Genomic DNA, 14190 nt, shown 5'->3' with positions numbered 1-14190 from the left:
GGGGTGTTTTCTTCTTGGGCCGGGGCGGGGGGGGGGGCCGGGGGGGACATTGTGTGGTGGGTGGTGGGGGGCGGGCGGGTGCCGCCCCCAACCCCACCCTGGTATTTCCCTGAGGGGTGCTCAGGAGTTCTTCAGGGTTACGAGTTGACCTGTGTGGTCACCAGGCTGGAGAACGCGGTCAGCCGGGAGTAGACACCCGGGTAACCCGCCTCGGCACAGCCCTCGCCCCAAGAAGTGATCCCTGCCAGGACGCCCCCGATGAGCAGGGGACCGCCGCTGTCGCCCTGGCAGGTGTCTACGCCACCGGATGTGTATCCGGCGCAAACCATGTCGGACGCGATGAAGTCCGAACCGTAGGAGCTCGCGCAGCTGGAGTCGGACACGATCGGGACGGTCGCGGTCCGCAGCTGGTTGGAGGAGCTGCCGTTCTCCGAGGTGGTGCCCCAGCCGAGGATGCGGGCCGTGGTGCCGGCCGCGTACACGGAGGTGTCCGTGGAGGCGACGTACTTCGCCGTGGTGTACGACATCGACGTCGACAGCGTCAGGACGGCCACGTCGTCGCCGTTGGTGGCGTCCGTGTAGCTGGGGTTGATCCAGATCTTGCTGACCTTGCTGACGGTGCCGTTCGTACCGTTGAGGTAGGTACGCCCGCCGACCACGCGCACGCTGCTGGTGGTCTCGCCGACCATGCAGTGGGCGGCGGTGACCACCTTGGTGGCGGAGACGAGCGTGCCGCCGCAGAACTGGTTCTGCGAGGCGTCCGTGATCTGCATGACGAACGGGTACGTCGTCGTCGTGGTCGTGGAACCGCCGACGATGGGCTGGGGGGCTGCCACAGCGGTGGGGGCGCTGAGCAGTGCGGTCGCGGCGGCCGCAGCGGCCGCTGCGACAACTGCGGTGGTTCTCCTGGCGCGGTTGAGCCCGAACATGAGTCTCCTCATTGGGTTGCCGGTGGGGGTCGCGCGGGTGTGGGGGTGTGCTACGGGGGTCGCGGGACCGACCCCCGTATGCCCGGGCGAGCGGCACACCCATAAGCTAGAACGCGGCACACCCTGCTCCCAATGAGGGAACCCCCTAGGGGAGTTGGGCAGGGAAAACCCTCGGTCGCCGCACAGTAAACCCGTAGGGTCCTCAGTTCGGACGGCGCCCCGCCGCCAGTCGGACGATATCCACCCGCGAGCGGATCCCCAGCTTGCGGTAGACCCGGGTCAGGGTCGCCTCGACCGTCTTGACGCTGATGAACAGCCGCGCGGCGATCTCCCGGTTGGTGGCGCCCTCCATGACGAGCGCGGCGACCTGACGCTCCATCGAGGCCAGCCCGTCGAGCCCCTCCAGGGTGGGCGCGGGCGTGGGCACGGGCGCCGGCTCCGGCGCCCTGGTGACGGCCGCCTCGTCCACCTGCCGCAGCCAGGGCAGCGCCCGGCACCGTCGGAACAGCCGGGTCGCCTCGTCGTACGACGTGGGTCCGGGCTGTCCGGTGCGCAGCGACGCCAGCGCGAAGGCGGCGCGGGCCTCCTCCAGGCCGTACCCCAGCTTGGCGAGGCGGTCCTGAACGGACGTCAGCTGGGCTACGGCCGCGTCGTGTTCGCCCCGCGCCGCCCGCACCAGCGCCTCGGCGCGGTCCAGTACGGCGAGGACGCTCTCGCGCCCGAGGCGCAGTGCGCGTTCACGTGTCACGTCGATGACGTCCTGGGCCTCGGCGGTCTCGCCGATCCGGACGAGGGCCTCGGCGAGGTCGCCGTGCCAGCGTCCGCGCGCCGGGTCGGTCACCCCGAGGGCCTGCTCCAGTTCGCGGACCCGGCGCAGCGAGCGGACGGTGCCGTGCGCGTCCCCGGCGACCAACTGGGCGTATCCCAGGGCCCCGAGGGCACGGGACAGATACATCTGGTCGCCGTCCTCCTCGGCGTGCTCGACCGCCTCGCGGGCCAGGGCCAGCCCCTCCCCGACGTCACCGCCGGAGGCCTCGGCGAGCGCGGTGAGCATCGCGGACGCCGTCTGGCCGATCCCGGAGTCGCGGGCCAGCCGGAGTCCTTCCCGGGCCAGGTCGAGGGCGCGGCCGCAGTGGCCGGAGCGCAGTTCGGTCTCGGCGAACCCGCGCAGGAAGTGCACCTCGCTCTCCACCGACCCGCGCCGCCGCACCTCGCGCAGCAGCGCGGTGATGGTGGCGCGTGCCTCGGGGAGCTGATCGCTCATCACCAGCCAGCGGAACCGGGCCGAGCCCGCGCCGTTGTGGTGGCACGCCACCCTCGGGTCCTGGGGCTCCTTCAGCGCGCGCTTGATGGTGAGGGGGGCGTCCGGATGACCCATCAGGGTCTCGGTCTGCGCCTGGAAGGAGAGCGCGAGGAGTTCGGTGCGGCGGTCACCGGCGCGTGCGGCGAGCTCGGCCGAGCGGGCCGTCTCCGCGCGGGCCTCGGCGAAGTCGCCCTCCACGAGCAGGGCGCGCCAGGCCAGTTGGTAGCGGACCAGGGCGAGCAGCCGGGGGTCGTCGCCCGCGTCGGCGAGGGCCTGCGGGAAGACGGCGTCGACGTCCGCCATGGAGTGGCCGGCGGTGTCGATCACGATGATCCAGGCCCGCACCCGCTCGGCGGGCACCGCGGCCCGGGTCAGCACCTCGCGCGCGATGTCCCGGGCGAGGTCCAGTTCCCCGGCGGTGATCGCGTCCTCCGAGGCCTGCAACCGCCGCTCGTCCGGGCCCGGCACGCTGTCGCCCGGGGTGTGCCGGGCGGCGAGCAGTCCGAGCGACGCGGCGACCGAGGGCGCCCCGCGGTCGCGGGCCAGGGTCGCGGCCTCGGCGAGCCGGGCGGCGACCTCCGGGTCGGTGCCGGTGGTGGCCAGCGCCAGGTGCCGGGCGCGCTCGATCGGGTCGGAGGCGGCGGTCGACAGTGCCGCGTGCGCGGCCCGCCGCTCCTGCGCGGGTGCCTCCGCGTAGAGCGCGGCGGAGATCAGCGGATGCGCGAACCGGACGGTGGGTGCCTCGGGTTCCGTTGCCAGCAGGCCGAGTTCGGCGGCCTGGGCGGTCTCCGCCTCGGCGTTCTCGCGGCCGGCGGTCTGGAGCAGGGCCACGGTGGGGCGGGCGCCGGCGCTCGCGACCAGGAGGGTACGGCGGGCCTCGGCGGGCAGCATGTCGAGGCGGCTCAGCACCAACGCGCGTAGCGACGTGGGCACCGGCAGCGGCTCGCCCGGTCGCGGCGGGGTGGGGTTCTCGGCGAGGGCGCGGCCCAACTCCAGTGCGAACAGCGGGTTTCCGCCGCTCGTACGGTGGATCTCGCGGACCGTGGAGCGCGGCAGCCCGGTGTAGCCGCGGTGGTCGAGCAGTGCCGACACCTGGGCCCGCGAGAGCGGGCTGAGCCGGAACGCGAGCGTGTCCGGCGGCGAGGCGCTCAGATACCGGTCGTACTCCTGGCCCTCGGTGCGCACCGCGAAGACCATCTGCACCTGGGTGTCGCCGAGCCGTCGGGCGGCGAAGCCGAGGAGTTCGGCGCTGGCCGGGTCCAGCCACTGCAGATCGTCCGCCACGACGAGCACGGGACCGTCGGCGGCGAGGGCGCGCAGCGCGGACAGGACGGCGAGGCGCAGGGCGAGTCCGTCGCGCTGGAGGGAGGACTCGCCGCGGCCCGTGAGCGCGGATTCCAGCGCGGTGCGCTGGGCCACGGGCAGCCGCTCTGACACCTCGTCCAGGACCAGACCGAGGAGGTCGGCGAGGGCCAGGAAGGGGAGATGGGATTCGGACTCCGTGGCCGAGCAGCGCAACACGGTCCGCGCCGTGTCGCCGTATTCCGCGGCCAGCGCCCGCAGGACGGTCGACTTTCCTATTCCGGCAGGGCCGTGGAGCAGCACACTGCCGCCCTCGGCGAGCTGGTCACGGGCGGCGGAGAACATCTCCTCCCGGCCGATGACCAGGTCGGGGCGGGTTCTGGCAGGCTCCTTGAAGTCCCGTCGCACGGTCACCGCTCCCCTCGTGTGTCGTGTCCGGGCCAATATTAGGCAATCAGTCCTTGAAATTCGGATGGATGGGGTCGTGAGGGAAATAACAACCGTGCGGCATGAGGAAATTCAAAGCTCCGATGAATGAATAGACGGTCGTCGCGGGAGCCGCCTCAGGGGGTGCCTCCGCTCCTCTCACGGCAGTACCCCCGCCCGTCGCGCCGCCACCACGGCCTCCCCGCGGGTGTGCGCCCCGAGCCTCCGCATCGCCGAGCGCAGATACCCCTTCACCGTCTCCGGCCGCAGCCCGAGCCGCTCCGCCGCCACCGCGTTCGTCGCCCCCGCCGCCACACATGCCAGTACGTCCAGCTCCCGGGGCGCGAGCTCCACGTCCCCGGTGGCCGCCTCCGCGGTCAACAGGCCGCAGGCGTCGAGGAGTTCGGCCCGCAGCGCCGGGTCCGGGATGCGCGGGGCCAGCGCCCGCAGTGCCGCGTGCGCCTCCCGTACCTGCTCCCACACCGCGCTCGCCGCCGGGTCGGGGGCCGGCGCCGGGCGTGCCGCGCTCAGCAGTTCCCGCACCTCCTCCCGTACCACCAGCGCCTGTTCCACGTCCCGCGCGGCCTCCATCGCCGCGCTCAGCATCCGGTCGCCCAGCGGCTGGGCGGTGCGCAGCGCGCCGTAGAGGACACCGCGGACCCGACGGCGTACGACGACCGGGACCGCGAGCATCGCGTGCAGGCCCTCGGTGGCGACCGCGGTGTCGTACTCGTGGCTGATCTGGTGGGACGAGGAGTAGTCCGCCACGGCGCACGGGCGGGCGAGGGCGACCGCCTTGCCGCCGAGGCCGCTGCCCGAGGTGACCGCGAGGGCGCGCAGGGCGGGGGTCGCCGTGCCGCTGAGTTCGCTGATGCGCATCTGCTGCCGGCCGGTCTCCACCAGGCCGCCGAAGGCGACCGGCAGCCCCGTTCCGCGCCGGAGCCGTACCAGCGCCGACTGAATCTCCACCATCCCTGCCGCGTCCGTCGCCACCCGCTTGCCCCTTCATTGCGGCCGCCCTGCTGCACACACCCCCGTACGGGGGTAGTGAGACCCACATCACGGATTACACGATGTCAGAGAGCCGCCCGGCAATGGTCCGGTTACTAGGAGGACAGATGACGACGGCGAGTGAGTCGTTCCGTAGCGCGCGGGATTTCCTGTTGGCGCACCGTACGGACTATGCCACGGCCTACGAGGGTTTCTCCTGGCCCAGGCCCGAGCACTTCAACTGGGCGCTCGACTGGTTCGACGTCATCGCGGCCGGCAACGACCGCACCGCGCTGCACATCGTCGAGGAGGACGGCACCGAGGCCGCCCTGTCCTTCGCGGAGATGTCCGAGCGCTCCAACAGGGTCGCCAACTGGCTGCGCGCCCAGGGCGTCCGCGCCGAGGACCGGATCCTCGTCATGCTCGGCAACCAGACCGAGCTGTGGGAGACGGCGCTGGCCGCGATGAAACTGCGCGCCGTCGTCATCCCCGCCACCCCGCTGCTGGGCCCCGCCGACCTGCGCGACCGCGTCGAACGCGGCCGGGTCCGGCAGGTGATCGTGCGCTCGGAGGACATCGCCAAGTTCGACGACGTGCCCGGGACATACACGCGGATCGCGGTCGGCGGCGCGGTCGAGGGCTGGCGGACGTACGAGGACGCGTACGCCGCCCCCGCCGAGTTCACGCCGGACGCCCCGACCCTGGCCGACGACCCACTGATGCTCTACTTCACCTCGGGCACGACCGCCCACCCCAAGCTGGTCGAGCACACCCACACCTCGTACCCGATCGGCCACCTGGCCACGATGTACTGGATCGGTCTCCAGCCCGGCGACGTGCACCTCAACATCTCCTCGCCCGGCTGGGCCAAGCACGCATGGTCGAACCTCTTCGCGCCCTGGAACGCGGAGGCGACCGTCTTCATCCACAACTACACGCGCTTCGACGCGGCCCGGCTGATGGCCGAGATGGACCGGGCGGGCGTCACCACCTTCTGCGCCCCGCCGACCGTGTGGCGGATGCTCATCCAGGCCGACCTGACCCAGCTGCGCACCCCGCCCCGCGAGGCCCTGGCCGCCGGTGAACCCCTCAACCCCGAGGTCATCGAACAGGTCCGGCGCGCCTGGGGCGTCACCATCCGGGACGGCTTCGGACAGACGGAGACCGCCGTCCAGGTCTCCAACAGCCCCGGCCAGCCGCTGAAGACGGGCTCCATGGGACGGCCGAGCCCCGGCTACCGCGTCGAACTCCTCGACCCGGTGTCGGGCGCGCCGGGCGCCGACGAGGGCGAGATCGCGCTCGACCTGTCCGACCCGCCGGTCGGCCTGATGACCGGCTACCACGGCGACCCGGACCGTACGGCGGAGGCGATGGCCGGCGGCTACTACCGCACCGGCGACATCGGCGCCCGGGACGCGGACGGCTACATCACCTACGTCGGCCGGTCCGACGACGTCTTCAAGGCCTCCGACTACAAGATCTCCCCGTTCGAGCTGGAGAGCGCCCTGCTGGAGCACGAGGCGGTGGCCGAGGCCGCCGTGGTGCCCGCGCCGGACGAGCTGCGGCTCGCCGTACCGAAGGCGTACGTCGTGCTCGCGGCGGGCTGGGAGCCGGGACCCGACACCGCGAAGGTGCTGTTCGAGCACTCCCGCGACGTCCTCGCCCCCTACAAGCGCATCCGGCGACTGGAGTTCGCCGACCTGCCCAAGACCGTCTCCGGCAAGATCCGCCGGATCGAACTGCGGGAGGCGACGGCCGCCGGGTCGGACGCCGAGTACCGCGAGGAGGACTTCCGGTGAACTCGCCGATGAACTCGTACAGCCATGGAACCAGCGGGACCTCACTCCTCGGCGACACCATCGGCGCCAACCTCGACCGGGCGGTCGCCGCCTGGCCCGACCGCGAGGCGCTCGTCGACGTACCGTCCGGGCGACGCTGGACGTACGGCGAATTCGCCGCCGACATCGAGGAGTTGGCGTACGCGCTGCTCGCGAGCGGGGTCGCCAAGGGCGACCGGGTGGGGATCTGGGCGATCAACTGCCCCGAGTGGGTGCTCGTCCAGTACGCCACCGCCCGCATCGGCGCGATCATGGTCAACATCAACCCCGCGTACCGCACCCACGAGGTCGAGTTCGTCCTCAACCAGGCAGGGATCTCGGTCCTGTTCGCCTCGGCCGGCCACAAGGGCAGCGACTACCGGGCGATGGTCGACCAAGTCCGGCCCAAGTGCCCGCAGTTGCGGGAGACGGTGTACGTCGGCGACCCGAGCTGGGACGCGCTGGTCACCAGGGGCGCGACCGACCGCTCGGAGGAACTACGGTCCCGCGAGGCCGAGTTGTCCTGCGACGACGCCATCAACATCCAGTACACCTCGGGCACGACCGGCTTCCCCAAGGGTGCCACGCTCTCCCACCACAACATCCTCAACAACGGTTATTTCGTGGGGGAGTCGATCGCCTACGACGAGCAGGACCGGGTCTGCATCCCCGTGCCCTTCTACCACTGCTTCGGCATGGTCATGGGCAACCTGGCGGCGACCTCGCACGGCGCGTGCATCGTCATCCCGGGCCCGTCCTTCGACCCGGCGGCGACCCTGAAGGCCGTACAGCAGGAGCGGTGCACGTCGCTCTACGGCGTCCCCACCATGTTCATCGCGGAGTTGAACCTCCCCGACTTCGCGGCCTACGACCTCTCCTCGCTGCGCACCGGCATCATGGCGGGCTCGCCCTGCCCGGTCGAGGTGATGAAGCGGGTGGTCGCCGAGATGCACATGGCGGAGGTGTCCATCTGCTACGGCATGACGGAGACGTCTCCGGTCTCCTTGCAGACGCGGCGGGACGACGACCTCGAACACCGCACCGGCACGGTGGGCCGGGTCCTCCCGCACCTGGAGGTCAAGGTCGTCGACCCGGCGACCGGCGTGACCCAACCCCGGGGCGCGGCGGGGGAGTTGTGCACGCGCGGCTACAGCGTGATGCTCGGCTACTGGAACGAGCCGGAGAAGACCGCCGAGGCGATCGACGCGGGCCGCTGGATGCACACGGGTGACCTGGCCATGATGCGCGAGGACGGTTACGTCGAGATCGTCGGCCGCATCAAGGACATGATCATCCGGGGCGGCGAGAACATCTACCCGCGCGAGATCGAGGAGTTCCTCTACGCCCACCCGAAGGTCGCGGACGTCCAGGTCGTCGGGGTACCGCACGAGCGCTACGGCGAGGAGGTCCTCGCCTGCGTCATCCCGCGGGACCCGGCGGACCCGCTGACACTGGAGGAGCTGCGCGGCTTCTGCGAGGGCAGGCTGGCGCACTACAAGATCCCGAGCCTGCTCCAGATCATGGACGCCTTTCCGATGACGGTCTCGGGGAAGGTACGGAAGATCGAGCTGCGGGAGCGGGCTGTTCGGGAGCTGTGAGGGCGCTGAGGGGGCGGTGACGGGTGGTGGGGGGTGGTGCGGTGGCGGGTGAGGGTGACGGCTCGCGACGCGCCCACGTGGCACCGTCCCGCGATCGCAGTGGCAACCGCAGTGGCAACCGCAGTGGCAACCGCAGTCGCGACCGCCGAACTAGCTCCCCGCCGCGTCGAGTTGGTCGGCGAGGTCGTTCACCGGCTGGGGGGTGCCCGTGAGGTCGAGGACGAACAGGGGGATGCCGAGGGTGTCCGCGCGGGCGCGGGCGTCGTCGGCGTAACCGGCGAGGGAGAAGTAGACGCACTCGGTGGACTCGGTCATGGCCGTCAGCCACAGGCACTCCACGTCGCGCAGTGAGGCCGGCCGCACGGTCGGGTCCACCTGCGCCAGGATGCCGCGGGCGGCGAGGCCGATGCCGGACGGGGGCCGCTGGTCGGCGCGGCGGATGTCCCGGTAGCCGAGCCAGCGCAGATACAGCGCGGCGGCGGTGACCGCGTCGCGCGCGGTGCGGATCGTGACGGGCTGGAAGGCGGGGCGCCCCTCGGCCTCGGCGCCGATCTTGGTGGTCCTCACGGCAGGCTCTGACGTCGGTTCCGCCCCCGCGACGGGAATCCGCAGCAGGGTTCCGCAGGGGCAGCCCAGCTCCGGGTACGGCCACTCGTCGAGTCGGCCGCAGGCCGCGCAGCGGATCGCGATCCAGTCCTCGTCCCAGACGCGGTGGGTCACGACGGTAGCCACGCCGCGTTGGTCCAGCGGTGGGGCGACGGGGGCCCCGCACACACAGGGATAGGACGGCGCCGCGTAGACGTGCTCTCGTCGGCAGGCAGGACAGCGCACCGGCACGCTCTCGGACATGAGCCCCATAGTCCTCCTGAAAACCCCTGCTTGTCCGTCCCTTGACGGCCTTGGCCACCCCATTTACATTTAATTCCAGATAGTAGAAGTTAGATTCCGCAATGCGGAAGTCAGAAGCTCTCCAGGAGTTTTCACCGCGGGGCGCGACGGTGATGTGATTCCGACAGCCGAAGCAGGAGTACTCCATGGCTCGTATGACCGCTGCCCGCGCGGCAGTCGAGATCCTCAAGCGCGAGGGCGTCAGCGACGCGTTCGGCGTCCCGGGTGCGGCGATCAACCCCTTCTACGCCGCGCTCAAGGCATCCGGCGGCATCCACCACACCCTCGCCCGCCATGTCGAGGGCGCCTCGCACATGGCCGAGGGCTACACCCGTACCCGTCCGGGCAACATCGGCGTCTGTATCGGCACCTCGGGCCCGGCCGGCACCGACATGATCACCGGCCTCTACTCGGCGATCGGCGACTCGATCCCGATCCTGTGCATCACGGGCCAGGCCCCGACCGCCGTGATCCACAAGGAGGACTTCCAGGCCGTCGACATCGCCTCGATCGCGGGTCCGGTGACGAAGATGGCGATCACGGTCCTGGAGGCGGCCCAGGTCCCGGGCGTCTTCCAGCAGGCCTTCCACCTGATGAGCTCCGGCCGCCCCGGCCCGGTCCTGATCGACCTCCCGATCGACGTGCAGCTCACGGAGATCGAGTTCGACCCGGAGACGTACGAGCCGCTGTCGGCCTACAAGCCGACGGCGACCCGCGCCCAGGTCGAGAAGGCGATCGGGATGCTGAACGCCGCCGAGCGCCCGCTGATCGTCGCCGGCGGCGGTGTCATCAACGCCGACGCGGCCGAACTCCTCGTCGAGTTCGCCGAGTTGACCGGGACCCCGGTCGTCCCGACCCTGATGGGCTGGGGCGTCCTCCCCGACGACCACGAACTGAACGCCGGCATGGTCGGTCTCCAGACCTCGCACCGCTACGGCAACGCGACCTTCCTGGAATCCGACTTCGTCCTCGGCATCGGCAACCGTTGGGCCAACCGCCACACCGGCAAGCTGGACGTCTACACGGCCGGGCGGAAGTTCGTCCACGTCGACATCGAGCCCACCCAGATCGGCAAGATCTTCGCCCCCGACTACGGCATCGCGTCCGACGCGAAGGCGGCGCTGGAGCTGTTCGTGGAGGTGGCAAGGGAGTTGAAGGCGGAAGGCACCCTCCCCGACCGCTCGACCTGGGCAGCCTCGGCACAGGAGAAGAAATCAACTCTCCAGCGCCGCACGCACTTCGACGACATCCCGATCAAGCCGCAGCGCGTCTACGAGGAGATGAACAAGGCATTCGGCCCGGAGACCCGGTACGTCTCCACCATCGGCCTCTCCCAGATCGCCGGCGCCCAGATGCTGCACGTCTACCGCCCGCGTCACTGGATCAACTGCGGCCAGGCGGGCCCCCTCGGCTGGACGATCCCGGCCGCGCTCGGCGTCGCGAAGGCCGACCCCGACGCGTCCGTGGTCGCCCTCTCCGGCGACTACGACTTCCAGTTCATGATCGAGGAGTTGGCGGTCGGGGCACAGCACCGGATCCCGTACGTCCATGTCCTCGTGAACAACGCCTACTTGGGCCTGATCCGGCAGGCGCAGATGGGCCTGGACATCAACTTCCAGGTCAACCTGGAATTTGAGAACATCAACTCTCCGGAGCTGGGCGTCTACGGCGTCGACCACATCAAGGTCGTCGAGGGCCTCGGCTGCAAGGCCATCCGCGTCACGGACCCCGCCGAACTGGGCACGGCCTTCGAACAGGCCAAGAAGCTCGCGGCGGAGTTCAGGGTCCCGGTCGTGGTCGAAGCGATCCTCGAACGCATCACCAACATCGCCATGAGCAAGACGAACGACATCAGCAACGTGGTGGAGTTCGAGGAACTGGCGACGGAGCCAGGCCATGCACCGACGTCGATTAGGACCCTGAAAGTCTGAGACGCGGGGAAGCGCAACGCGGGGCGGTTCATCCGGGAGGATGGGCCGCCCCTCTTTTTGTAGGCGCAAAGCGCCACAAAAAGGGGCGCGGGGAACTGCGCGACCAGCCACACACAACCCGCACCCCGCAATCAACAGAACCCGGCAGGACCTACACGGCCCCGCAAGTGAACCCGCCCCCAGACCCCCCACCCCAGGACTGCGGCACCCCCTGGTCAGCTGTCCCACCCCGACCGATCAACCCCGCCGCCTCTGCAAAACGCGGCACAAGCGAGACCAACGCCTTGTCCCCGTACAGGGCAACCGCAAGCAGAACCTCATCCGGCGACAGGGACACACCCTCCCGCCCTACAGGCAACGGGAGTTGAACACGCAGCGACTTCAACAGCACACGCGCAGCGCGGGTACGCACCCACGGAAGCCCGCGCAGCAACCCCGCTGCCATGAGATCCCCACGCAACTCCCCAAGCGCCTCGCTCACACCCCGCCGATCAAGCAACTCACGCACACCCGCCGGACGGTAGAGCGCGGAGTGCACAGCCTTCGTGAGGCGAGGAAGGGCCCCCGCCCCCGCGGACACCCCCGACGTCCGCATCGTGCCGCGCCGACCGGCCCGCACCTCACCCCGCAGATGCAGCGCGAGCACGGCCACGGTGACCGCCGCGCGGGAACCGCCCCGCAGCAGCGCGACCTCGTGCGGCTGGAGCCGGATCGTCGGACCACCGCTCATGACACCCCCTGATACGAGGCCCGCCGCCCCCGTGCCGGCGGGCCTCGTGTCACGAATGTGCCCGTGTTCAGGGGTGGTTGAAGCCTCGCGAGGGGAGTTCAGAGGTCTATTTGAGGTTCACTGGCCGTGGTGTTCCGAAAGGCCCGGCCAGTCCTCGGGCCCGCCGCCCTGCCACTCGATCAGGTCGCTCTCCTCGACCTCGATCCGGTCCAGGTCGGCCAGGCGCAGGATCTCGACGACGTCGTCCAGGTGGGAGGCGATGCCGAGGGTCTCGGCGCCGGTGGTGACCCGGCGGGAGCCGTCCAGCGCCGGGGGGTGCACCACGATGTGGGGGTGTTCCGGTGGGTGTGCCATGCCTTCAGGCTGCTGTGCCTACGGCGGATCCGCACCCGGAAACGCCGAAGAGCGCCGGATACGGGACCGTCCGTATCCGGCGCTCGTCGTGGTGGCCGTCCGACGGCGCGAGGCTGGGCGCGACAGGACGTTCGCGCCGCCGGACGGAGTCTGTGGCCTCACAAGGGAGCCCTTTGGGAGCCCCTCTGCGGAGGCGTTCGGCTGGGACCGCGGCGGTCGCGACGGGACCGGGGCCCCCTTCCCTCAGGTCGAGAAGGAGGACTCGGAACCTTCACCACCGCACTGGCTCGCATTCCGCCGCGGTCCTGGCCCTGCCCGCGCGGTGCCGGTGACCACCCCTCATCCGGGTCGTCCGGCACACGCGGGCCGTCGGTGAGGTCAGTCCTCGCGCAGGGCGTGGACCGCCTCCTCCACGCGCCGGCCGTACTCCGGGTCGGCGGCGTGGAAGTGTGCGAGGTTCTTCTCGATCACGTCGTCGCGGGAGACCTGCGCGAGGCCGCCGGCGATGTTCGCGACGAGACGGGACCGCTCCTCGGGCGACATCAGGCGGTACAGCTCGCCCGCCTGGTAGAAGTCGTCGTCCTTGGTGTGCTGCGGAGCCTCGTGCGTGCCCGTGTAGCCGTTGACCGCGAGCGGGGCCGACAGGGCGCGGCCGGTCTCGGTCGGGCCGTCGTAGGAGTTCGGCTCGTAGTTCTTCGCCGCGCGGCCCTGGGAGTTGGACGCCATGAGGCCGTCCCGTCCGTAGTTCCGCACCGTCGTCGCCTTCGGGGCGTTCACCGCGAGCAGGGTGTGGTTGACGCCCAGGCGGTAGCGGTGCGCGTCCGCGTAGGCGAACAGGCGGCCCTGGAGCATCTTGTCGGGGGAGGGGCCGATGCCTGGCACGAAGTTGTTCGGGGAGAACGCGGCCTGCTCGACCTCGGCGAACACGTTGTCCGGGGTCCGGTCGAGGACCAGCCGGCCCACACGCTGGAGCGGGTAGTCGCGGTGCGGCCAGACCTTGGTGAGGTCGAACGGGTTGAAGCGGTACTCCGCCGCGTCGGCCGCCGGCATGAGCTGGACGTGCAGGGTCCAGGACGGGTTCACGCCCCGCTCGATGGCCTGAAGCAGGTCCGTCTGATGGGAGTTGGGGTTCTTGCCCGCGATCTCCGCCGCCTGCTCACTGCTCAGGCTGCGCACGCCCTGGTTCGTCTTGAAGTGGTATTTGACGAAGAAGGCCTCACCCTCGGCGTTCGTCCACTGATAGGTGTGCGAGCCGTAGCCGTTCATGTGGCGGTACGACGCCGGGATGCCGCGGTCGCCCATCAGCCAGGTCACCTGGTGCGTGGCCTCGGGGCTGTGCGCCCAGAAGTCCCATACGTTGTCCGGCTCTTGACGGCCCGTGAAGGGGTCGCGCTTCTGCGAGTGGATGAAGTCCGGGAACTTGACGGGGTCCTTGATGAAGAACACCGGGGTGTTGTTCCCGACCAGGTCGTAATTGCCCTGCTCCGTATAGAACTTGACCGCGAAGCCGCGCGGGTCGCGCACCGCGTCCGCGCCGCCGAGCGAGTCGGCGACCGTGGAGAAGCGCAGGAACAGCTCGGTGCGCTTGCCGACCGTGCTGAGGAAGTCGGCGTGGGTGAAGCCGGTGACGTCGTCGGTGACCTCGAAGTAGCCGTACGCGCCCGAGCCGCGGGCATGCACCACACGCTCCGGGATGCGCTCGCGGTTGAACCTGGCGAGCTTCTCCAGCAGGTGCTGGTCCTGGAGGAGGAGCGGGCCGCCGATGCCGGCGGAGGCGGAGTTCTGGTTGTCGGCGACCGGGGCGCCGGACTCGGTCGTGAGCACGCGCTTCGACATGGAGAGCATTCCTCGACATTTTGTTGAACTGGTGGACATGGTTCCGGGCCACGGCGGCGCCTGGGCGCGACAGGACAGATGTCAGC

At 70.5% G+C, this 14190-nt stretch carries 10 protein-coding genes; 3 read left to right on the top strand and 7 right to left on the bottom strand.

Features of this window, described 5'->3' with window-relative positions; translation table 11 throughout:
• Positions 1-137: 137 nt before the first annotated feature.
• From ACFWP5_RS48385 to ACFWP5_RS48375, 3 genes are all read right to left on the bottom strand, one after another.
• Entirely contained in the window at positions 138-929 is a 792-nt protein-coding gene (locus tag ACFWP5_RS48385) for a S1 family peptidase (RefSeq protein ID WP_384172450.1), read from the bottom strand.
• 202 nt (positions 930-1131) lie between these two features.
• Positions 1132-3948, bottom strand: a complete 2817-nt coding sequence (locus tag ACFWP5_RS48380) for an ATP-binding protein (RefSeq protein ID WP_384172447.1) — start codon at positions 3946-3948, stop codon at positions 1132-1134.
• Between the two features lie 171 nt (positions 3949-4119).
• A complete protein-coding gene (locus ACFWP5_RS48375; protein ID WP_384172444.1) occupies positions 4120-4932 on the bottom strand; it encodes a response regulator transcription factor in 813 nt (270 codons plus the stop codon).
• Positions 4933-5078: 146 nt separating this feature from the next.
• Here ACFWP5_RS48375 and ACFWP5_RS48370 point away from each other — a divergent pair, with 146 nt between their 5' ends.
• Together ACFWP5_RS48370 and ACFWP5_RS48365 are read left to right on the top strand one after the other, a co-directional pair.
• Entirely contained in the window at positions 5079-6749 is a 1671-nt protein-coding gene (locus tag ACFWP5_RS48370; protein WP_384172441.1) for an AMP-binding protein, read from the top strand.
• A gap of 8 nt (positions 6750-6757) precedes the next feature.
• Entirely contained in the window at positions 6758-8365 is a 1608-nt protein-coding gene (locus tag ACFWP5_RS48365; RefSeq protein WP_384172453.1) for an AMP-binding protein, read from the top strand.
• 150 nt (positions 8366-8515) lie between these two features.
• Here ACFWP5_RS48365 and ACFWP5_RS48360 read toward each other — a convergent pair whose 3' ends face one another.
• A complete protein-coding gene (locus ACFWP5_RS48360) occupies positions 8516-9223 on the bottom strand; it encodes a hypothetical protein (RefSeq protein ID WP_384172438.1) in 708 nt (235 codons plus the stop codon).
• Between the two features lie 176 nt (positions 9224-9399).
• Here ACFWP5_RS48360 and gcl point away from each other — a divergent pair, with 176 nt between their 5' ends.
• The gene (gene gcl, locus ACFWP5_RS48355) at positions 9400-11184 is read left to right on the top strand and encodes a glyoxylate carboligase (RefSeq protein ID WP_384172435.1); all 1785 of its coding nucleotides are present in this window, start codon (positions 9400-9402) and stop codon (positions 11182-11184) included.
• 151 nt (positions 11185-11335) lie between these two features.
• Here gcl and ACFWP5_RS48350 read toward each other — a convergent pair whose 3' ends face one another.
• From ACFWP5_RS48350 to ACFWP5_RS48340, 3 genes are all read right to left on the bottom strand, one after another.
• Entirely contained in the window at positions 11336-11914 is a 579-nt protein-coding gene (locus ACFWP5_RS48350) for a TIGR04222 domain-containing membrane protein (protein WP_384172432.1), read from the bottom strand.
• 117 nt (positions 11915-12031) lie between these two features.
• Positions 12032-12268, bottom strand: a complete 237-nt coding sequence (locus ACFWP5_RS48345; protein ID WP_384172429.1) for a hypothetical protein — start codon at positions 12266-12268, stop codon at positions 12032-12034.
• Between the two features lie 378 nt (positions 12269-12646).
• The gene (locus ACFWP5_RS48340) at positions 12647-14104 is read right to left on the bottom strand and encodes a catalase (protein WP_384172426.1); all 1458 of its coding nucleotides are present in this window, start codon (positions 14102-14104) and stop codon (positions 12647-12649) included.
• Between the last annotated feature and the right edge of the window lie 86 nt (positions 14105-14190).

It is taken from the genome of Streptomyces sp. NPDC058469, from assembly GCF_042721125.1.
Classification (GTDB): Bacteria; Actinomycetota; Actinomycetes; order Streptomycetales; family Streptomycetaceae; genus Streptomyces.
The sequence above is the reverse complement of the archived record's forward strand: the minus strand, read 5'-3'. Positions and strand labels throughout refer to the sequence as shown.